This is a genomic window from Sphingobium sp. B2 (genome assembly GCF_007693735.1).
GTDB lineage: Bacteria > Pseudomonadota > Alphaproteobacteria > Sphingomonadales > Sphingomonadaceae > Sphingobium > Sphingobium xenophagum.
Genome location: NZ_VDBZ01000003.1, coordinates 483,080 through 501,737 on the forward strand (window position 1 = coordinate 483,080; position 18,658 = coordinate 501,737).

Below are 18,658 nucleotides of genomic sequence, written 5' to 3' on the forward strand. Positions count from 1 at the left end.
GGGATGATGATTATGGATTTTTCAACGCAAGACATGCCCTCGCCCGACCTTGAGGAAGCGTTTCGGGTAACGCTCGTCTTTGGCGCGACGGCTGATGTCGGTCGACTGGCGACCGGCGGCGCGCGTACCGTCCGGCCCGTGACTGGTGGTCGCATCGATGGTGCGCGGCTTCGGGGTGTGATCGTTAGCGGCAGCGAAACCAGCCTGACGCGGCTGGATGGCGTCACCACCGCCGAACTCTCCTACTTGATCCAGACTGAAGACGGCGCGATCGTCCGCATGGCTGGCATGGGCGTGACGAGCGATTGTCGGGGGACCGACGACCAAAGCTTCGATGGCATGCGAATGACGATCATGTTCGAAGTTGACGAACAGTCGTCCCATGCTTGGCTGGCGACGCGGGCGTTCATCGCCGAACGGCCAAGCGACAGCGACACCAGCATCATCATGCAGATCGTTTGAAAGAAGAGCGCCATGAAACTCGAATTCGCGCTGGAGATGCAGATTTCCCTGGGCCAGCGGATCCATATCCAAGTGGCCGACGATTATAAACGCGGCGCGGTTCTCATCGAAAGCGGCCACTTCGTCGGGCCTGGCCTGTCGGGCAAGATCGTGCCGTCAAGCGGTGGCGATTTCCCGATGGTGCGCGCGGATGGCGGCGGCCGCTTTGAATCGCAATATCTGTTACAGACGGACGATGGCGCAGTGATCCTCAAGCGCAGCACCGGCGTTCGCCATGCGCCGCCTGAAGTCGTGAAGCAGCTGCTGGCAGGCGAACCTGTTGATCCGCACAGCTATTATATGCGCATGACACCGCGGTTCGAAGCGCCGTCTGGCCCTTATGACTGGATGAACCGGACCATCTTCGTGGGTGTTGGCCGACGCAACCCGACGGGGTCTGTCTTTCGATTCTGGAAGGTCGTGTGATGCAGGACGAATTGCAGTTCGACTATGTGATCGTCGGCGCAGGCTCTGCGGGCTGCACCCTCGCCAACCGTCTGACGGAAGATGGGCGGACCCGCGTCCTTCTCCTGGAAGCGGGCGGCACCGGCAAGCGGCTGGATGTGTCATTGCCGCTGGCCGTGTCGAAGCTTTGGCCCAATCCCGACATTACTTGGGGGTTTCTTTCGGAACCAGAGGCGGAACTTAATGGTCGCCGCCTGCCAGTGGCGCGCGGCAGGATGCTGGGTGGCACTTCTTCCCTGAACGGAATGATGGCAGTGCGTGGCCACCCGGCCGATTATGACGGTTGGCGCGACATGGGCCTGCCGGGCTGGGGCTTTGACGACGTTCTACCTTATTTCCGCAAGCTGGAAAATCACTGGCGCGGCGATACACCGTTGCACGGTGGCGCTGGTCCGGTGTCGGTGCAGCCGCACCCTTCGCCAAGTCCGCTCTATCCGCTGGCGCAACAGGCCGCAGTGTCGCTGGGATACAATCTTACAAACGATTTTAACGGCGAGCGGACCGACGGCTTCGGCATGCCGGATTTCACCATTACGCGACGGGGTCGCCGCGCCAGCACGGCACAGGCTTATCTGGACCCTGCCCGGCGCCGTCCCAACCTCACGGTGATGACCGATGCGCCAGTGCACCGGATATTGATCGAGAACGGGCGGGCAAGCGGTGTCCTGTTCTGCGTCGGCGATCAAGAACGCATCGCGCGGGCCAACGCTGAGGTATTGCTGTGCGGTGGAGCAATCAATTCGCCGCAATTGCTGATGTTGTCGGGCATCGGTCCCGCAGCCGACCTTCGCGCGCTCGGGATCACTCCACTTGTCGACAGCGCTGAAGTCGGCGGCAATCTTCAGGACCACCCCGGCGCGGCGATGGAATTCGAACTGGACCGCCGCTGGGCGTTCGAGGAAGAAGTGCGCTTCGACAGGCTGGCGACATCCCTGCTGCGCTGGTTCACAACCGGGAAAGGCGTCATGGGCGCTCCGCCCCTCGCCATTTCCGCCAATGTCGCGACTCAGCCAGGCAACCCGGAAATTGACCTCCATTTCCTGCTGGTCCCGCTGGCGATGGAAACGCGAGTCTGGTTCCCCGGCATCGCACCACGCCATGGCTCCAGGCTTGGCGCCATGTGGTCGCTCAACTATCCGCACAGCAGGGGACGGCTGACAATCGCCAGTGCCGATCCAAAAGCCCACCCGTTAATCCATTTCAACCTGCTGTCCGATCCGCGCGATCAGGCGGCGATGATCCATGGTTATCGCACATTGCGTGATCTGGTGGCGCAGCCCGCACTTGCAGCCGCTACGGGAGCCATGACCCGGCCCTTGCGGGAACCGCAAAGTGATGCCGAGATTCTGGCGCATGTCCGGGACACCGCGATGACAGCCTATCATCCTTCGGGCACGTGCCGCATGGGTGGTGACGCGCAGTCAGTGGTCGATGGCGCCCTCAAGGTACGCGGCATTGGTGGTCTGCGGGTGGTCGACGCGTCCATTTTCCCGCGCCTTCCGGGCGGCAACACCAACCTGCCCGTGATCATGACGGCGGAAAAAGCCGCCGACATGATCCGCAGGGGAGATGGGCCGGGTTGACCGCTAATATCCTGCTATAGGGTCAGAACCAGAAACGCGCGCCCAGCACCAGACTGGTGACAGAAGCCCCCTCCCCCGCAGCGCGCGCGTACCGCGCCGTGTCGCCCAGTTTTCGTTCCCAATGGACGCCGACATAAGGCGCAAATTCGCGGGCAAATTCGTAGCGCAGGCGCAGACCCAGTTCGATGTCGGATATACCAGAGCCAATGCCCAATTCCGGCACGTCCTGGGCGGCGACGTTCATTTCAGCGGCCGGTTGCAGGATCAGGCGCTGGGTGATGCGCTGGTCATAGCTTCCTTCCAGGCGCAGATGGGCGTCGCCCTTGTTCGACAGGAAAGCCTGCGCGCCGACTTCGAACCAATAGGGGGCGAGCCCTTCGATACCGACCACGGCATAAGCGCGTTGCGGTTGCGGACGAAAATCCTGCCGCACGCCCGCTTCGACATTGAACCAGGGGTTCAGCGCCCGGCTATAGAGCGCCTGTAGTTCGGCGCTTTCCAGCGGGCCGCCCACTTCGCCTTCCCCTTCCGTCTTGAACGCGAAGCGGTTGATGTCGCCCCCGATCCAGCCTTCGCCTTCCCAGGCATAACCATTTGCGCCCTTGTGTGCGCGATATTCCAGGCGGTCGAGCATCAGCTGCGAGAAGGTCATGCCGCCGCTTTCCCGGATCATGGCGGCGCGGGTGCGGGCCATGGCGGCGGCGGGGTAGAAAGCTTCAGCCGCGTGATCGGTCGGGATTGGCGGGGCGACTCCCTGCGGCACGCTGTCGTCTGTCGTGGGTATGATGTGACCGGCATGGGAGTCGGCTGGAACTTCGCCCACAGACGGCATGAGCTTCTCATTTTGTTCTTTATTATCAATGCTTTGATGGACGTGAATCTCTTGTCCTACGGCGGGCGCGGCGAGTAGCAGGGTCGCGGCGGCGATCAGTTGCTTCATGCCGCGCCCTCCCCGTGGCGAACGGTCACGACCCGCATCATCCCCGCATGCATGTGCATCAGCATGTGGCAGTGAAATGCCCAGTCACCCAGCGCGTCGGCGGTCAGATCGAAACTGACCTTGCCGCCCGGCAGCACGTTGACTGTATGTTTGCGCGGGTTGTGGGCCGCATCCTCACCCGTGATGAGCTGAAAGAAATGGCCGTGAATATGGATGGGATGCGGCATCATCGTGTCGTTGATGAGCGTAACGCGCACCCGTTCCATATGGCGGAAGGCAATGGGGTCCGCGCCGTCGGACAGTTTCACCCCATCGAACGACCACATATAGCGTTCCATGTTCGCGGTCAGGTGGATGTCGAGCGCGCGCGTGGGCGTCCGAACATCCTCGTTCGGCTCCAGCGCGCGCAGGTCCGCATAGGTCAGGACGCGATGGTCGACATCCTCAAGGCCCGTTGGCCGGTCCGCCGTGCGATCGGCCGGCATGGAGGACAGCGTCGCCACCCCCGGTCCCATCGGCACGTCTGGCGCCACGGACGGGTCGAGCATCTTCATGCTGTGGCCGGCCATACTGTCATTGGCGGGCTGGCTGAGGTCGATCACGCCCCCCTGCCCCATGTCCATGCCGGACATGTCCATCCCCATATCCTTCATGGTCAGCAACGGACGGGCGCGCAGCGGCGGGATGGCCGCGACCATGCCGATCTGCGGCGCCAGGGTCGCACGGACCAGACCGGAGCGGTCGATGGCTTCGGCGATCAGGGCATAGGCCCGTGCGTCGGTCGGCTGGACGATCACGTCATAGGTTTCGGCGATGCCGATCTGGAATTCGTCGGTTTCGACCGGCTGGACATGCTGGCCATCGCACTGCACCACGGTCATCGCCAGACCCGGCAGGCGCAGATTGAAATTGGTCATGGCCGACGCATTGATGATGCGCAGGCGGACCCGTTCGCCCGGCGTGAACAGGCCGGTCCAGTTTTCCGCCGTGCCATGGCCATTGACCAGATAGCTGTAGATGGAGCCGGTCACGTCCGAAATATCGGTCGGGTCCATCCGCATCTTGCCCCAGTCGATCCGTTCGCGGAGCGGCTGGTCCTTGCCCTTGAGCAGCCCTGCGAGCGTCTGCCGCTGCATGTTATAATAGCCGCCCGATTGTTTGAGCCGCTTCAATTGAACATGGGGATGGACGGGCGACCAGTCGGACAGGACGATCACATGCTCGCGGGTCGCCTGCACCGGATCAACGCCCGCAGGGTCGATGACGATGGGACCGTAATGACCCATCGCTTCCTGCATTCCCGAATGGCTGTGATACCAGTAGGTGCCCGACTGGCGGATCGGAAATTCATAATGGAAGGTTTCGCCCGGCGCGATGCCGGGGAAGCTGATGCCCGGCACGCCATCCATCTGAAAGGGGACGATCAGGCCATGCCAGTGGACCGACGTATCTTCCTTCAACTGATTGGTGACGGACAGGCGGACAGTCTGTCCTTCGCGCAGGCGGATCAACGGCGCGGGGACAGTACCGTTAATCGTGATGGCATGGGCAGAACGTCCCCCGGTCGCAAAATGGCTGTTGGCGACGGTTAGCGCGATACTGTCGCCCGACAGGACGCCGGGCGCCGGGTGCAGCCCGTGGGTGCCGCTTTGCGCCCAGGCTGGAAAGGCGTTGCTGAGGCTGAGGGCAGCCGCGCCCTTTAACAAGGCGCGGCGGTCGAGGGTCAGATGGGTCATGCCCCTTCATACGCGGGGGGCAGCGTCATCCCTCAAACTTTCCGACAATTTTGCACGCGCGCGGTAAAGGCGGGTTTCGACCGCTTTTTCGCTGAGACCCAGCGTGGCGGCGGTGTCAGTCTGGCTCATCGCCTCTATCGTGCGCAGCAGCAGCACATCCTTGAGCGGCGCGGGCAGCGCGGCGATGGCGGCGTTAATGCGGGCGAGCTCGCGCTCAGATTGCAGCGCGGCTTCAGGATCGGGCGCAACATCGGCGATGTCCCCCGCTTCGTCGATGGGGCGGGCAAAGGCGAAGAAGCGCCGCACGGCACGGCGGCGGCCCCAGTCGCGGCATTTGTTGAGCGTGATCCGCGCGATCCAGGCGCGGAAAGGACGCGCGCCGTCATAGCGGGCCAACGCGGCAAAGGCGGCGATGAACACCTCCTGCGTGATGTCGAGCGCTTCGTCATTATCGCCCACATGGCCGCGCGCCAGTCGCCACACGGCATCCCGATGCCGGCGCATCAGCGCGGCATAGGCGTCCTGATGCCCGGCCAGCGCATGCGCCGCCAGCGTCCTGTCATCGGGTTCGCCGGGCGTCACCGGCGTTCGGGCTGGGTCAGTGCCTTGACGACCGCGCTGTCAAATTGCGCTGCCTGATCGGGGCGCAGCACAGCGCGCATAGCGAAAATATGTTGCAGCGTTTCCTTTTGCAGGGCGCCCATGACATGATGGGTGCGATCCACCGCCTGCGCGACCTGCGGCCCATAGCCATGTTCTGCGGCAATCGCCTGCGCCAGGCGCGCATTGTCGGCGCGCATTTCCGCCTCCAGGGCCTCACGCCGGATGGCGAAGGCAGCTTCGAGCGTGTGGATGCGCTGTTCCTGCGCCGCATCGAGCGTCAGCTTCTCATGCAGCAGCGCGTGGATTTCGCTTTCGACGCGCGGCTGCGGCGCGATCCACACGCGCGCAAACAGCACCGCCGCCAGCGCCGCGGCGAAGGCGACGAGCGCGACGAGCAGATAGCGCCGGATCGTCATTGGCCCAGCAGGCGCGATGGTGCGTAATCGGACATGCCGATCGGCGCGGGCGCCGCCTGCGCTGGGGCCGACGGCACGATACTGCCCGCCCAGCCGATGCCGACCGCCAGCAACCCGGCGAGCATCAGGCTGCGCCGCGCCACGCCCTGTTCGCGGCGGCGGGTAAGCCCCTGCATCACCGCACCGTCCATCTGCTCCAGCCGGCTATCGACCGGCATGGCCCGTATTTGCGCCAGCATCTGATCGAGATCACTCATCTCTACATACTCCATCCTCACCACGGCATACGCGCATCAGGCGCCGATCCCTCATTGGGCGAGGACAAAAATCATGCACCTGTGATGAGGGATCGGGCAAGTCCATGCGTAATGTTGCGTAATATCCATCATGGAGAAGCCAGCATGTCCCGTTTCCTGACCGCCGCCCTTGCCTTGTCGATCGCGATCCTGCCGGGCGCGGCGATCGCCCATTCCAAGCTGCTGTCGTCCAGTCCCGCTGCAAATGCGACGGTCGCCAAGCCGACCAAGCTGACGCTGACCTTTTCCGAGACGTTCCTGGGCCCGCTTTCGGGCGTCGATCTGGTGATGACCGGAATGCCGGGCATGAGCGATCATCCGCCGATGCCGATCAAGGGATTCAAGACGGCGGTTGCGCCCGACGGCAAGACGATGGTCGTCACCCTGCCCCGCGCGCTGCCCGCCGGCAGCTATGACCTGAAGTGGCATATTGTCGGCGCCGACCAACATAAGATGGAAGGCGGCTACAGCTTCAAGGTCAAATAAGCCATTATGGGCGGGGGGATAGAGGCACACATGCTGCTGCTGGCACGCTTTGGCCTGATGGCCGACCTTGCCCTGCTCATGGGCCTGCCGCTCTTCTGGTGGGCCATGGACATGGCGGGGCAGCGGGTGCTGCTGGCAGGGCTGGCATTGGGGGGCATGGCATTGTCTGCGCTCTGGCTGCTGGCGAGCGCGGCCAGCATGGCGGGTACCCCGATGCTGCCGCCCGACTGGGCGACGGCGAAGATAGTGCTGACGATGACCCCGATCGGCCCGGTGCTGGCGGTGCGGGGCGGCGCCCTTCTTGCCGCGCTGGGCCTGGCTATGGCGGGGCGGGATCGCTGGGTACTGGTCCCGGCGGCCATCGCCGCTGCAACCATGGCCTGGACCGGCCATGCCGGCGCGAGCGAGCATGGCGCAGGCGCGATCCACCGCATCGCCGATGTCGCGCATATCTGGGCGGCGTCCGGCTGGATCGGTGCGCTCGCCGCACTGCTATATGCCGTGACGAGGCGGCGTCCCCAGGTCGACCGGATCGCAGGGATGCTGGCGAAGTTTTCGCTGCTGGGGACGGTGTTCGTCGCCACGTTGATCATGACCGGCGCGGTCAACGCCGCCATGATCGTGGGCGCGGCTGACATGGTCATGCTGACGGGCAGCCGCTATGGCTGGCTGCTGGGCGCGAAGCTCGTCCTGTTCTGCGGGATGCTGGCGCTGGCGGGGATTAATCGCTGGCGGCTGACACCGGCGCTGGAACGGGGCGAAAATGCAATTGCCGCGCTGCGTCTCTCACTCTGTGTGGAGACGAGCGCGGCAATCGGCATTTTGGCACTGGTGGCCTGGCTGGGGACGCTCGATCCCCTGGCCTGAGCCATCAGGCCGGACGGTAGATCGCATATATTTTCTTGACATGCACCTGGCTGTCCCAGCTGCACGAAGCGCCCTGTTCGACCAGGAAAATGTCGCCCTTGCCAAATGTCGCGGTTGCATCTGCCCCATCGACAAAGGTGACGCTGCCTTCCAGCAGATACATCAGTTCATAATGGCGATAGAACATGGAGCGGCGGTGATAGGGGGTGGAATCCCAGGTGCCGCAGACAAATTCGCCATCGGCCGAGCGGTAGTCGGTAAAGTTGCGGCAGGACGGGGTCGGCCCGACCAGCAATTCGGCCAGCGGCGCACCTGACGGTTCGAGCGTCGCATTGGTGTCGATCGGGATGATCGCACCGTCGGCGGCAGACCCGCCAGTGCGGCGCACGAACAGCAGGCGCGCATCGGCGGCGACAGTCCAGCCAAAGGTTGCGCCTTCACACAGGACAATGCTGTCGCCTTCGTTGAGCGTGCGATCATCGATCTGCACGCTGCCCGATTCAACGATCACGAATTCATCGGCAGGCATTGCCGCGACCGTGCCGCTCCCTAGCGGCAGGGCGATCAGCCCTACCGAAACGGGGCCTTCAGGCTGGGGCCTGTCTCTTATACACATCTAGATGTGTATAAGAGACAGCTGCCCGATTCAACGATCACGAGTTCATCGGCAGGCATTGCCGCGACCGTGCCGCTCCCTTGCGGCAGGGCGATCAGCCCTATCGAAACGGGGCCTTCAGGCTGGGGCAGTTCGGCGCGGGCAGACAGGAAGGTCTCGCCCTCCCCCGGCTGGGCGGTTACCCCCGTCGCCCAGGCGCGCAGGTCGACAAAGGAGCGGGTTGCGGTCTGGCTGGTCGTCATTTTGGCTTCCCTCAAGAAATTTGCGGCAAGCTAGCGTGATGCTGACGGCAGGTTGCACCAAGCGCGCATCAGCGACGCGCAAATGGTGCCGTTTGCATCTGCCGGGACGTTCAAAGCTGCCGCAGCGCGCTGGCCGGACGCACCGACAGCAGCGGGATCGACCCGGCCAGGCCGATGCCCAGCGTCAGCAGCGCGCCACCGCCCAGCGTCGCCAGAACCACCAGCCAGTCGGGCGACCAGCTGAATTCGAAGATCCGGACGATCACGAACCAGGCGGCCATGGACCCCACCGCCAGCGCGACCAGCGCGAGCATGATGGCGAGCAGGCCATATTCGAGCGCCTGTCCGCCCAGCAGCTGCGCGCGGGTCGCGCCCAGCGTCTTCAATATCACGCTATCATAGCTGCGCGCCTGTCGCGACGCGGCGATGGCGCCGACCAGCACGGCTATGCCCGCCAGAATCGCGACCGACGCTGCTGAAACGATCGCCGCGGACATCTGCGTCATGATCTCGCCCACCTGCGCAATGATCTGTCCCACGGCGATCACCGATATGCCGGGAAAGGCCGCCAGCAGATCGCGCGTGACGGCGCCATCCTTGCGCGTGTCCATGGTGATGGTCGCAGCCAGGCTGTGCGGCGCGGCGGAGACGATGCCGGGGGAAAAGACGAGGATATAGTTGAGACCCATCGTGTCCCAGTTGATCTTGCGCAGCGAGGCAATGCGGGCGGTGATTTCGCGCCCCAGCACGCTGACCGTCAGCGTATCGCCAAGGCCAACACCCAATATCCTGGCCGCTTCAGCGTCAAAGGAAACGAGCGGCGGCCCGTCATAGTCGCGCGGCCACCATTGGCCCGCGACCAGTTCGCTGCCCGCCGGCAGGGTCGCGCTATAGGTCACGCCACGTTCGCCGCGCAGGAACCAGGCCCCTTCGGGCAGCTCCTTCAAGTCGGTGATACGCTGATCGCCATAGGCGACAATCGTGCCGCGGAGCGCGGGGACGATGTTGAACTGAGCGTCGGGGGCTTGTTTGCGCACGATGGATCGAAAACGGTCCGCCTGATCCGAGGGGATGTCGAGCACGAACTGGGCCGGGGCTGTTTTGGGCACGACATTGCGGATTTCGCTGTCAAGGCTGGTCTGGATACCGGCCAGCGTCACGAACAGGGTGAGCGCTAGGCCAAGCGCGACGATCAGCGCGGCAGTCTGCGCGCCGGGGCGGTGAAGATTGGCCAGCGCCAGCCGGAGCAACGGCCGACGCGGCCGCGGCGCACGCTGGGCGACCTGGCGCACGCCCCAGCCGATACCAAGCAAGAGCAGCAGCACCGCCGCCGTCGCGCCAAGGACAGCCGCAGAAAAGAGCGGCTCACGCGCCGTGCCGAGCGCCAGTGCAACAAGCAGCGCGCCCGCCGCCGCCATGGCAAGGATAGTGCGCCGATCGATGCCGTGGCGCGGATCTACGACGCCGCGGAAGATCAATGCGGCAGGCTGGGTCCGCGCGCGCGCCAGCGGCGGCAGGGTGAAGAGGAACGCGATCAGCAAGCCATAGGCGGCACTGGTGACGAGCGGCAGAGGGTGAAGCCGAAAGCCAGGACTGACCGGCAACACATCGCCGGCCAGTAGGACGATGACGGAAGGCAGAAGAGCGCCCACGACAAGCCCGCAGCCGATACCGATCAGTGCGACGCAGCCGATCTGCAGCAGGTAGATGCGCGCAATATCGCGCGACGTCGCGCCCAGCACCTTGAACGTCGCGATGCCGGGCCGTTTGAGGGCGAGATAGGAGGCAACGCCGTTGCTGACGCCGATGCCCGCGATCACGAGTGCGGCAAGGCCGATCAGCGAGAGAAATTGGCCCATGCGGATGATGAAGCGGCTGGCGCCGGGCGCCGCCCGATCGCGGTCCTTGAACTCCCAGCCAGCAGAGGGATATTGCTGTTCGAGGCGCTTCCGTACGGCCTGCGCATCCACGCCGGCGGGCAGGCGCAGACGATATTTGCTTTCATAAAGGCTGCCCGGCTGGATTAGCCCGGTACGGCGCAATCCATCAAGCGAGACGATCGCGACCGGACCAAGGGTGAAGCCTTCGCCCAGCCGGTCGGGTTCATCAGCGATGATCGCGGCGATGGTGAAAGTGGCTGTGCCATAGACCAGCCGGTCGCCCGGACCGACATTCAGCCGATCGGCAAGGGCGGGGCCGATCAATATGCGATCGGGCGCAAGCGGCGCGCGATAATCGCCCTGCCGCAACGCCAGCGTGCCGTAGAGCGGATAGGCATTATCGACGCCCTTGAGTTCGGTCAGAACGGCGAGCGCGTCCGGCCGGTCGCCCCGCGCCATGGCGCGCAGGCGGATCGTTTCGCTCATTGTGCCCAAGCGACGCAATGCCGCCTTGTTGCCTTCGCCTGCTTCGCGCTGTGTCATGGCGATTTCCACGTCACCGCCAAGCAATCCCTGCCCGCGCAGGCTCAATTCCTGCGTGATCGCGGAGGTCAGGCTGCCAATTGCGGCCAGCGTGGCGACGCCCAGGAACAGGCAAAGAAAGAGCAGCCGCAATCCCCGGAAACGGCCCACAAGATCACGCCGGGCGATGCGCCAGCTTGTCGCCCAATCCAGCGCGTTCATGCGGTGCGATCCGAGACGATCTGGCCATCGCGCATTTCAACGATCCGGCCGCACCGTTCGGCCAGTGAGGGATCGTGCGTGATGATAACAAGGGTTGCACCAGCCGCCCGCTGCCGATCGAACAGCAAATCCATGATGGTGATGCCCGTCGTAGCGTCGAGATTGCCGGTCGGTTCGTCGGCGAACAGGATGGTCGGCCGTGGCGCGACGGCGCGGGCGATCGCGACGCGCTGCTGTTCACCGCCCGACAATTGGGCGGGATAATGGTCGAGGCGGTGGCCAAGGCCGACTGCGCGCAATTCATCCGCAGCCCGGGCGAAGGCATCGGCATCGCCCGCCAGCTCCAGCGGCACGGCGACATTTTCAAGAGCGGTCATGGTCGGGAGCAGGTGGAAACTTTGCAGGACAATGCCGATGCGACCGCGCCGGGCGCGGGCCAGCGCATCTTCATCCAGAGCGCCGAAATCGACCCCGCCGATATGCACATCCCCGCCGCTGGCCCGCTCCAGCCCGCACAGCACGGCCATCAGCGAACTTTTGCCCGATCCCGATGCGCCCAGGATCGCGATGCTTTCGCCACGCAGCATAACAAGGTCGACCCCCTTCAAAATCTCGACCGGCGCATCGCGGGTGCCAAGCGAGAGGGTGACATTATGCGCGCGGATCGCGATAGTGGCCGGATCGATGGGCATGTGCATGAAGAAGGAGCGCTCCTTGGCGGGCAGATATTGGCAATATGGGGCGCTGGCGCTCATTATCCAACTGGGCTCGGCATGTTCAGACAAGGCCCCTCCCCCACCCCCTGCCGCCAATAGCGCGCAGGCAACGCCATCGGCGGCACCAACCGCCGATGCCAAGCTGATCGTGGCATTTGGTGACAGTCTTTATGCCGGTTATAATCTGGACCAGGGCAAGGGGCTTGCCCCGGTGCTGGAGCGGGCCCTGGCCGCGCGTGGCGTCAAGGCGCAGGTCGTCAATGCCGGCGTGTCCGGCGATACAAGCGCAGCGGGACTGGCGCGGCTGGCCTTCACGCTGGACGGCCTCGCGCGCAAGCCCGACCTGATGCTGGTCGGACTGGGCGGAAATGACATGCTGCGCGGCTTGAGCCCGAAAACCACGCGCGACAATCTCGACGCGATCCTGGCTGAACTGAAGAAGCGGGATATTCCCGTGCTGCTGACAGGCATGTTAGCCTCGCCCAATATGGGGCCAGATTATGCCGCTTCATTCAATCCTATCTTCCCGGCACTGGCGAAGAAATATGGTGCAACGCTCTACCCCTTCATGCTGGACGGGGTCATCGGCAATCGCGCGCTGCAACTGCCCGACGGCATTCATCCCAATGACAAGGGCGTTGGGGTCATCGTGGGCAGGCTGGAACCGATGGTCGAGGATGCGTTGCGTGGCTGATGGTATCCATGCCGATGACGTCGCAGCGCCCGATCGATACCGACAATCCGACGTGTTATCAGTGACCGTCCAACGTGATTTCAGAATCGTGGCATCGTGTTTTCAAACCGGATCGGACGTGCGATCGAATTTGGCCAAGCCTATCCAACTGATGGAAATTAAAGCGAAAATCATCAGAGCCCTGGACCCTAACCCTGCTAATCCCAGAATAAATCTCTAAGCGGATGGTTTGGCACGGCAGGAGAGGATGGCTCCAGGTTCGCTACCTAACACAACTCTCGGCACAGGATTGAAGTTCACGGGCTATCAGGTAGCACCAAGCCCATCCAGCATCTGGCAGGATCATGGTTATGGTTTGGCGTTGATGCAGCGCAGCAAGTTGGGATCATCGGCACCCTTCTCCGCCGGTTTGACTTTCAGGGCAAAATAGGAGCATTAAACACAAACTATTTTACGGCCCATGATTCGGCCATGCGAGGCACCATGTCGTTTACAGTCAACACGCTGCGTAACGTCACCACAGCCTGCCAACAGATGCGCGATCATATCAAGACGATCGTGTTCAGGCCGGAAAATCATAAGACGCTCGACATCACTTTTGGCCCCACGGTCGCAGCCGAGCTGATCGGTCGCACGCCCGAAGCGCTGGCCAAGGCCGAAGCAAAAGGCCGCCTGCCCCAGCCCAAGCAATTGCCCAATGGCCGCCGCTATTACACGCTGGAGGATCTCACCCAGATTCGCGCCGCACTTGGCATACAGGTCGGCAAGCAGCCGGACGAGGATGCGGTCGTGCTGGCGGTGCAGAATTTCAAGGGCGGCGTTGGCAAGAGCACCATCACCAAGCATCTCGCCGACTATCTCGCCCTGCATGGCTACAGCGTGTTGGTGATCGACTGCGATCCGCAGGCTTCAACCACGACGATGTTCGACATCCAGCCCGAAACGCTGATCGACGACGAACAGACACTTGGCGCCTTCCTCTCGCCGCGCAGCACCTTCAGCGATTTTTCGCAGACGATCCGCGACACGCCCTGGCCGACGATCAAGATCGTGCCATCCAGCCTTGGCCTGCAGGATGCCGAATGGGATCTGACCTCAACCTTGCGCGAAGGCGGGCAGGCCGTGCGTGAAGGGCTGCAGGCGCTGCGCATCGGGATTGCCAGTGTGACCAAGGATTTCGACGTCATCTTGCTCGATCCGCCTCCAGCCATGGGCTTCCTGGGCCTCAACGTCATGGCCGCAGCTACGGGCATGCTGATCCCCGTGCCAGCGCGGCAGCTCGATTATCTTTCGACCATCCATTTCATGGAGACGATCGCAGATAATATCGAGATACTCGAAGAAAATGGCACGCCAGTGGATTATGGCTTCATTCGCGTGGTCTGTTCCGCCTTCTCGCCGAGCAAGCCGGGCGAAAATGATATGTGGCGGATCATGCAGGCGACCTATGCCGGCCTGCTGCTGGGACAGCCGATCCTGGCGTCCGAGGAGATCAAGAACGCCACCCAAGCGTTCCGCTCAATCTATGAATCCAAGCCGTCCGCCTCGCACCAGACATATACGCGGTGCCGCGACAATCTGGACGCCGTCTTTGCCGAGGTCGAGCAGCAGATCCGTCAGCAATGGCCGTCGACGAGCCTGACCGCCAACGCCAGTGTGGGTGTCGCGGCATGAGCCGCCGCTCCCTGATCAGCGAAGCTCTTGCCGCCTCGCTTAACGATCCCGCACCTGCGCCGGTCGTCGCGAGCGATGCAGGTGCTCCGGCTCAGCGGTCGAACTTCACCAACAAGCGGCTCGAAGCCTTTGGCGAGGCGGCGCGGATCGTCAAGCGACCGACGATCCGGTTGAAGCCTTCTGAATGTTCGATCTGGCCGGGCAACGCGCGTGATTATTCGCTGCTCGACGAACATCGGCTGCGCAGCCTGATCGATTCCATCCTGGCCGAGGGGGGCAATCGCATCCCTGCCGTGGTGCGCCGCACGCCGCAGGGCGACCATCCCTATGAACTGGTCACGGGCACAAGGCGGCACTGGGCCATCGCCTGGCTCAACGCCAATCATTATCCCGACATCGAACTGATCGCGATCATCGAGGATCTGGACGATGAGGCGGCCTTTCGTCTGGCGGACATTGAAAATCGCGAGCGGGAGGATATTTCCGATCTCGAACGCGGTGCCAACTATAAGGCGGCGGTCGATCGCTTTTATGGCGGCGTCCAGCTGCGCATGGCGGAACGGCTCAAAATCTCCAAGTCGCAATTGTCCCGCTATATTGCCCTTACCGAAATTCCCCCCTTGCTGGTCAGCGCCTTTCATTCGCCGATGGACCTGCAGGCCAAATATGCCGAGAAGCTTCTGCCTTTGCTGCGTGATCCCACCACACGCAGCAAGCTGGAGGCAGCGGCCGACCAGATTGCATCGGAGCAAAGCTTTCGTCGGTCGGGTGACGAACAGCCGATCGCAGGATCGGAAGTGCTGGCCCGGCTGCTCAAGGCGGTAACGACCAAGGGTCGGGTGCAAAAAGCCGCGATTGCCAGTGCCGACGGGGCGACGGTGGGACAGGTGGAGAAGGACCAGCAGAAGCTTTTGACGCTGACGCTCACGCCATCGGACCTGTCCACCGATGCGATACTGGAAGCGCTGCGGCCAGTGATTGATCAGGCGAAGATCATGCGCGCGCGTCGACGCTGAGCAAATGGGATTAAAAAGCTGAAATATCAGCTTTTATCGTTATTTTTCAAAATGTTATATTGATTTTCCCTCTGGGGGGAATGCAGGGCGAGGCAGATAGGGTGGAGATTGAGGGCGAACTAAAGACGGCGCTTAAGGAGCGCAAGGTCCAGTTCGAGATGTTCTTCACCCTGCCCGATTTCAGCGATATTTCGTTGCGTGACTATCAGGAAACGATGCAACGGCCCTTCTTCAGCCTGTCGAAGCGGAAACGCATAAAGCCGATAGAGTATACCAGTCCAGATAAATCCGTCAGCGTCCATGTCTCTCCCAACCCTGCCTATGGCATGGCGACGATCTGGGACGCGGACATCATGATCTATCTCGCTTCCCACCTCAACGAGTTGCGCGAACGTGGGGCTAACGATCTGTCTCCCGTTATCCGGTTGCAGCCAGGCGACCTTCTCAAGCGCATTTGCTGGGGGACGAGCGGCCGCGCCTATGAGCGGTTGGTCAGTGCGCTCGACAGGCTTCAGGCGACGACGATCAAGACAAATATTCGGGCCAGTGCCAAGAGCCGCGAGACGACTTTCTCCTGGATCGACAGCTATACCCATTTGGTGGACGAGCGCACCCAGCGGTCGCTCGGTATGGAGATCACCCTCTCCAGATGGTTCTTCGATGGCGTGATGGACAAGCGCAACGTGCTATCGATTTCGCCGCTCTATTTTGAGATCACGAGCGGCCTTGGCAAATGGCTCTATCGCGCCTCACGCAAGCATGCCGGGGGGAATGGCGCGGAAGGCTTTACGATCGGCTTTGAGACGCTCCACCAGAAGAGTGGCAGCGAAAGTCTCTATCCCGTATTCAAGCGCAAGCTGCTTGATCTGGCACGGGTGAATGATCTGCCCGATATTAGCCTGGAGGTCATCGATGGCGATGGCCCGCGGCCCAAAATGAAGATGGTGATGCGGCGCCATCTGAACGGACGGGCTGGAAATCGGGGGCGCAACGCCCTCCCCTCCCCTCCTCCCGCAGTCGAAAATGACGAGGATATGGTCGATCCCCGTCTGGCGCTGGGCATGATTTCTAGTCTGTCCAAGGGGATGCGGGTCAGCGGAGACGATGCACCGCGACGTGCGATCGGATCATCTACGCCCCGCCGATCCACTGCGACCGGCCGCGCTATAGCCAGTCGAATGATCGATGCTGAAATCTACAGCGCCATCCGCGCCGATTTCCCTGGCTGGGACTATGATGAATTGCTGGGCCGCTTTGATGCCTTTCTCGGTGCCAACCCCTCGGAACTGCCGCGCAATTACTCGAAGCGCTTCTACGGCTTCGTTAAGGAACATCATCGGCGCAATAAATATCGTCTGTGATGGCAGGCAGGCTGTCACCGCAATGACGGCCTCGACGTGTTTTCAGAATCACGCATTGAGGACATAACTGGGCTGCGTTGACAGTCCCCATGCCGATCTGTGGCATTCATCGGTGCCGGTGATGTTCCATAAAGCCCTGTAGATGTTAGCTTTGGTGCGTGTGATCGCGCCGCAGAACCATCGTCAGACGAGATGTTGGTCTGCGGGCACGAGTGATTCTGAAAACACGTTGATCAGGCGGGTTTGTCGATATGGCCGTTCGCGTTGCCAACATGACAAGCATATCACCCAGTCGAATAGACCGGAGATGCGAGTCTTGCGCCCTGCCCTCTTGGCGCATCATCACCAGCGCACCAATCGCTACGTGTTTTCAGAATCATCCTCGGACACGCGTCGTTGCGACCAATGACCCAGGAAAATGCCGCGCGATAATGCGAACAAAAGACGAAAGTCGCGATATGGCCCCTTAGAGGCCCGTGGAGCGCTTCTGTCGCGCCGACATAGATTGGGTCATCGGGCGGTCCAAATCGCTCTTAGAGAGGCTCTGGCGAGGCCGTATTTTCTGGCTCGTCGGACCAAAAATCGTCGATGAGCCAATCCTGAGGAGGACGACGGGCGGCAATCGACTTCATGTTGATCGGCAGGGCGTAGCTGCGGTAGCTCGCCTGACCTGATTGTTCAATCAGCAAGCCTTCCGATTCCGCAATCGCCAGCAACTTGATTGCGCCAGCAGATGTCAGACCCACGGCCTTGGCGACAGAGCCGCTCGATATGCGCGGGTGGGTCATGGCCAGCCGCAGGACATCCTTCAGGCGTCCCGGCCGCCGTCTCTGCTCGATGTGCTGGGCCGCCCGCCACGCATAGGCGCGCAGACGTGTTTCCAGGTCGAGATGGGCGTGCGCGCCGGCAGCGATCGCCTCAAGCCAGATCATGTCCAGGCGTTCGCCCGATGCTTGCCGCCATGCCACACTACTGTTGTCCAGTCCCAGCGCGATCAATCCTCCGGCAGACCCTAGCCACCGCCCAGGCCCCCAGCGATCGCCGCCCCGCAGGCTGGCGACGAGATCGCCGTGTCCGATCGGCGCGTGGCGCTGCCAAAGGTGGAATAGCTGTCTCTTATACACATCTAGATGTGTATAAGAGACAGGCCCCCAGCGATCGCCGACCAGCAGGCTCGCGACGAGATCGCCGTGTCCGATCGGCGCGTGGCGCTGCCAAAGGTGGAATAGTTGCGCGCTTTGAAGCAGGGGAGGGGAGGGGGGCAGCGCGGCTGCCGCCTGCTGCCATAGGGCAATGGCTGGCAGTATGTCCTCTGGACTCCGCCCGGACCGTAGAGCTGGAGCTGCATCCATCCCGTTCGCCGCCACTATGCCGAGCCAGCGCATCACGCCCAAACCGTCATTGAGCAACATGTCGAGCGTAATCGGCGCGCCGATCGCCTGCCGCCAATGGCTAAGGTCGAAAGCCGAGGGGAGAACCGCGCCGCGCCCGTCGATTGTGAAGGCCTGATCATCGATCGGGCTATTGTCGATCCGGGCAAGCGCTTGCCGCTCAGCGATAAGTGTGCGAATTCTCCAGGGGCGACGAACCGGGCTAAGCCTGCGGCGTTCCTCCAGCCGTTCCAGCGCGCCTTGTGCGTCGGCGTAGGCCAGAATGAGCCGGGATCCATGGTCCAAGGACGAAAAGCTGGGCTGCATCGTGCGTATTTGCTCAATATATGAGTATGATAAAAAATCGTTAAATAACCGTCATATGACGACTTATATTAAACGATATATGCCATATAGCAAGCATGCTCCTACATCTGCTCGCTGCCGTCGCC

General features: G+C 62.5%; 19 protein-coding genes. 9 read left to right on the forward strand and 10 right to left on the reverse strand.

Going from position 1 to position 18,658, the window contains the following annotated elements:
- Positions 1-3: 3 nt before the first annotated feature.
- Genes FE851_RS20650 through FE851_RS20660 form a run of 3 tightly spaced genes read left to right on the forward strand, consistent with a single transcriptional unit; the run spans position 4 to position 2,549 of the window.
- Entirely contained in the window at positions 4-462 is a 459-nt protein-coding gene (locus FE851_RS20650) for a DUF3237 family protein (RefSeq protein ID WP_145206565.1), read from the forward strand.
- 12 nt (positions 463-474) lie between these two features.
- A complete protein-coding gene (locus tag FE851_RS20655) occupies positions 475-927 on the forward strand; it encodes a DUF3237 domain-containing protein (protein WP_017181896.1) in 453 nt (150 codons plus the stop codon).
- On the forward strand, positions 927-2,549 hold the full coding sequence (locus FE851_RS20660; protein WP_145206566.1) for a GMC family oxidoreductase: 1,623 nt from the start codon (positions 927-929) through the stop codon (positions 2,547-2,549). Before FE851_RS20655 ends, FE851_RS20660 begins: the two co-directional genes overlap by 1 nt.
- Positions 2,550-2,571: 22 nt before the next feature.
- On the opposite strand, the gene FE851_RS20665 is transcribed toward FE851_RS20660, so the two are convergent.
- The 5 genes from FE851_RS20665 to FE851_RS20685 are packed head-to-tail and all read right to left on the reverse strand — an operon-like array spanning position 2,572 to position 6,501.
- Entirely contained in the window at positions 2,572-3,489 is a 918-nt protein-coding gene (locus tag FE851_RS20665; RefSeq protein WP_145206567.1) for a copper resistance protein B, read from the reverse strand.
- Positions 3,486-5,225 (reverse strand): copper resistance system multicopper oxidase, encoded by a 1,740-nt coding sequence (locus FE851_RS20670; protein WP_145206568.1) that lies wholly within the window; start codon positions 5,223-5,225, stop codon positions 3,486-3,488. Before FE851_RS20670 ends, FE851_RS20665 begins: the two co-directional genes overlap by 4 nt.
- Positions 5,226-5,231: 6 nt before the next feature.
- A complete protein-coding gene (locus tag FE851_RS20675) occupies positions 5,232-5,807 on the reverse strand; it encodes an RNA polymerase sigma factor (RefSeq protein ID WP_145206569.1) in 576 nt (191 codons plus the stop codon).
- Positions 5,804-6,244, reverse strand: a complete 441-nt coding sequence (locus FE851_RS20680; protein WP_145206570.1) for a periplasmic heavy metal sensor — start codon at positions 6,242-6,244, stop codon at positions 5,804-5,806. Before FE851_RS20680 ends, FE851_RS20675 begins: the two co-directional genes overlap by 4 nt.
- Positions 6,241-6,501, reverse strand: coding sequence for a hypothetical protein (locus FE851_RS20685; protein WP_019053296.1), 261 nt, complete (start codon positions 6,499-6,501; stop codon positions 6,241-6,243). Before FE851_RS20685 ends, FE851_RS20680 begins: the two co-directional genes overlap by 4 nt.
- 144 nt (positions 6,502-6,645) lie before the next feature.
- Here FE851_RS20685 and copC point away from each other — a divergent pair, with 144 nt between their 5' ends.
- The gene (gene copC, locus FE851_RS20690) at positions 6,646-7,026 is read left to right on the forward strand and encodes a copper homeostasis periplasmic binding protein CopC (protein ID WP_107125384.1); all 381 of its coding nucleotides are present in this window, start codon (positions 6,646-6,648) and stop codon (positions 7,024-7,026) included.
- A gap of 30 nt (positions 7,027-7,056) precedes the next feature.
- Positions 7,057-7,893, forward strand: coding sequence for a copper homeostasis membrane protein CopD (gene copD / locus FE851_RS20695; RefSeq protein WP_145206571.1), 837 nt, complete (start codon positions 7,057-7,059; stop codon positions 7,891-7,893).
- 4 nt (positions 7,894-7,897) lie between these two features.
- On the opposite strand, the gene FE851_RS20700 is transcribed toward copD, so the two are convergent.
- The 4 genes from FE851_RS20700 to FE851_RS20715 form a co-directional block, all read right to left on the reverse strand.
- A complete protein-coding gene (locus FE851_RS20700; RefSeq protein ID WP_261371123.1) occupies positions 7,898-8,509 on the reverse strand; it encodes a cupin domain-containing protein in 612 nt (203 codons plus the stop codon).
- A complete protein-coding gene (locus tag FE851_RS20705) occupies positions 8,500-8,751 on the reverse strand; it encodes a hypothetical protein (RefSeq protein WP_261371124.1) in 252 nt (83 codons plus the stop codon). The genes FE851_RS20700 and FE851_RS20705 overlap by 10 nt, the downstream gene beginning before the upstream one ends.
- Before the next feature lie 110 nt (positions 8,752-8,861).
- Complete coding sequence (locus tag FE851_RS20710) at positions 8,862-11,375, reverse strand: ABC transporter permease (protein WP_145206572.1); 2,514 nt, start codon at positions 11,373-11,375, stop codon at positions 8,862-8,864.
- On the reverse strand, positions 11,372-12,073 hold the full coding sequence (locus FE851_RS20715) for an ABC transporter ATP-binding protein (RefSeq protein ID WP_145206573.1): 702 nt from the start codon (positions 12,071-12,073) through the stop codon (positions 11,372-11,374). Before FE851_RS20715 ends, FE851_RS20710 begins: the two co-directional genes overlap by 4 nt.
- On the opposite strand from FE851_RS20715, the gene FE851_RS20720 reads away from it, so the two are divergent.
- The 4 genes from FE851_RS20720 to FE851_RS20735 all read left to right on the forward strand — a co-directional run bounded on the left by FE851_RS20720 (position 12,072) and on the right by FE851_RS20735 (position 16,836).
- Entirely contained in the window at positions 12,072-12,785 is a 714-nt protein-coding gene (locus FE851_RS20720; RefSeq protein WP_145206574.1) for an arylesterase, read from the forward strand. The genes FE851_RS20715 and FE851_RS20720 overlap by 2 nt on opposite strands.
- A gap of 483 nt (positions 12,786-13,268) precedes the next feature.
- A complete protein-coding gene (locus FE851_RS20725; protein ID WP_019053290.1) occupies positions 13,269-14,459 on the forward strand; it encodes an AAA family ATPase in 1,191 nt (396 codons plus the stop codon).
- Positions 14,456-15,475 (forward strand): ParB/RepB/Spo0J family partition protein, encoded by a 1,020-nt coding sequence (locus FE851_RS20730; RefSeq protein ID WP_145206575.1) that lies wholly within the window; start codon positions 14,456-14,458, stop codon positions 15,473-15,475. Before FE851_RS20725 ends, FE851_RS20730 begins: the two co-directional genes overlap by 4 nt.
- Positions 15,476-15,555: 80 nt before the next feature.
- Entirely contained in the window at positions 15,556-16,836 is a 1,281-nt protein-coding gene (locus tag FE851_RS20735) for a replication initiator protein A (RefSeq protein ID WP_145206576.1), read from the forward strand.
- 533 nt (positions 16,837-17,369) lie between these two features.
- On the opposite strand, the gene FE851_RS26955 is transcribed toward FE851_RS20735, so the two are convergent.
- Positions 17,370-18,512, reverse strand: coding sequence for a hypothetical protein (locus FE851_RS26955; protein WP_261371125.1), 1,143 nt, complete (start codon positions 18,510-18,512; stop codon positions 17,370-17,372).
- Between the last annotated feature and the right edge of the window lie 146 nt (positions 18,513-18,658).

What these genes read in the sequence shown, in the direction of transcription:
- FE851_RS20650 (WP_145206565.1), top strand. Translation starts at nt 4, where the DNA reads ATGATGATTATGGATTTTTCAACGCAAGACATGCCCTCGCCCGACCTT.
- FE851_RS20655 (WP_017181896.1), top strand. Translation starts at nt 475, where the DNA reads ATGAAACTCGAATTCGCGCTGGAGATGCAGATTTCCCTGGGCCAGCGG.
- FE851_RS20660 (WP_145206566.1), top strand. Translation starts at nt 927, where the DNA reads ATGCAGGACGAATTGCAGTTCGACTATGTGATCGTCGGCGCAGGCTCT.
- FE851_RS20665 (WP_145206567.1), bottom strand. Translation starts at nt 3,489, where the DNA reads ATGAAGCAACTGATCGCCGCCGCGACCCTGCTACTCGCCGCGCCCGCC.
- FE851_RS20670 (WP_145206568.1), bottom strand. Translation starts at nt 5,225, where the DNA reads ATGACCCATCTGACCCTCGACCGCCGCGCCTTGTTAAAGGGCGCGGCT.
- FE851_RS20680 (WP_145206570.1), bottom strand. Translation starts at nt 6,244, where the DNA reads ATGACGATCCGGCGCTATCTGCTCGTCGCGCTCGTCGCCTTCGCCGCG.
- FE851_RS20685 (WP_019053296.1), bottom strand. Translation starts at nt 6,501, where the DNA reads ATGAGTGATCTCGATCAGATGCTGGCGCAAATACGGGCCATGCCGGTC.
- copC (WP_107125384.1), top strand. Translation starts at nt 6,646, where the DNA reads ATGTCCCGTTTCCTGACCGCCGCCCTTGCCTTGTCGATCGCGATCCTG.
- copD (WP_145206571.1), top strand. Translation starts at nt 7,057, where the DNA reads ATGCTGCTGCTGGCACGCTTTGGCCTGATGGCCGACCTTGCCCTGCTC.
- FE851_RS20700 (WP_261371123.1), bottom strand. Translation starts at nt 8,509, where the DNA reads ATGTGTATAAGAGACAGGCCCCAGCCTGAAGGCCCCGTTTCGGTAGGG.
- FE851_RS20705 (WP_261371124.1), bottom strand. Translation starts at nt 8,751, where the DNA reads ATGACGACCAGCCAGACCGCAACCCGCTCCTTTGTCGACCTGCGCGCC.
- FE851_RS20710 (WP_145206572.1), bottom strand. Translation starts at nt 11,375, where the DNA reads ATGAACGCGCTGGATTGGGCGACAAGCTGGCGCATCGCCCGGCGTGAT.
- FE851_RS20720 (WP_145206574.1), top strand. Translation starts at nt 12,072, where the DNA reads ATGAAGAAGGAGCGCTCCTTGGCGGGCAGATATTGGCAATATGGGGCG.
- FE851_RS20715 (WP_145206573.1), bottom strand. Translation starts at nt 12,073, where the DNA reads ATGCACATGCCCATCGATCCGGCCACTATCGCGATCCGCGCGCATAAT.
- FE851_RS20725 (WP_019053290.1), top strand. Translation starts at nt 13,269, where the DNA reads ATGTCGTTTACAGTCAACACGCTGCGTAACGTCACCACAGCCTGCCAA.
- FE851_RS20730 (WP_145206575.1), top strand. Translation starts at nt 14,456, where the DNA reads ATGAGCCGCCGCTCCCTGATCAGCGAAGCTCTTGCCGCCTCGCTTAAC.
- FE851_RS20735 (WP_145206576.1), top strand. Translation starts at nt 15,556, where the DNA reads ATGCAGGGCGAGGCAGATAGGGTGGAGATTGAGGGCGAACTAAAGACG.